The 706-nt window shown below is 58.6% G+C and carries 1 protein-coding gene; it reads left to right on the forward strand.

From position 1 onward, the window contains the following. Window positions 1-174: 174 nt before the first annotated feature. Window positions 175-706: transposase (locus tag IVA91_RS27155; RefSeq protein ID WP_247459489.1), on the forward strand; the 532-nt coding region annotated here is incomplete at its 3' end.

Here is a 706-nt window from a genome sequence, read left to right on the forward strand (position 1 = left end):
AGGAGGGTAGCGGCCGTCAGCTTATTGGAGGCAGAATCCCCGTTAAAAAACGTGGTCCATGGGTGCATGCGGACTTGGGAGTGGCGACGCTGCTCCGGCGGCGATCCCGATTAGGAAGATGACGATTGGCATAACCCAGACCCTCCTGCCCATCATTAAATGGAGGACCCGCTTATGCCCAAGAGGACGACTGGTGACCGCCCGGAGCTGAAGCCGGTCAATGTCGGCGCGGCCGCCATCGACATCGGATCAAAGATGCACATGGCTGCGGTGAACCCAGCCTGCACTGATATGCCAGTGCGCACGTTCGGCACATTCACAGAAGACCTGCATCATCTGGCAGACTGGTTTAAGGCCTACGGCGTGACGAGTGTCGCGATGGAATCCACCGGGGTCTATTGGATCCCGGTTTACGAGATCCTGGAGCAGCGCGGGTTTGAGGTCATTCTGGTCAATGCTCGCTACGCAAAGAACGTGCCTGGGCGCAAAAGCGATGTCAGCGATGCCGCATGGTTGCGCCAGCTTCATTCCTATGGCCTGTTACGCGGCAGCTTCCGACCTGATGCCGAGATTGCAACCCTGCGCGCCTATTTGCGCCAGCGGGAGCGGTTGGTGGAATATGCCGCTGCCCATATCCAGCATATGCAGAAGGCCCTGATGGAGATGAACCTGCAGCTCCATCACGTGGTCTCGGATATCACGGGCG

This window comes from Bradyrhizobium sp. 153 (assembly GCF_023073835.1).
In the GTDB taxonomy this organism is placed as follows: domain Bacteria; phylum Pseudomonadota; class Alphaproteobacteria; order Rhizobiales; family Xanthobacteraceae; genus Bradyrhizobium.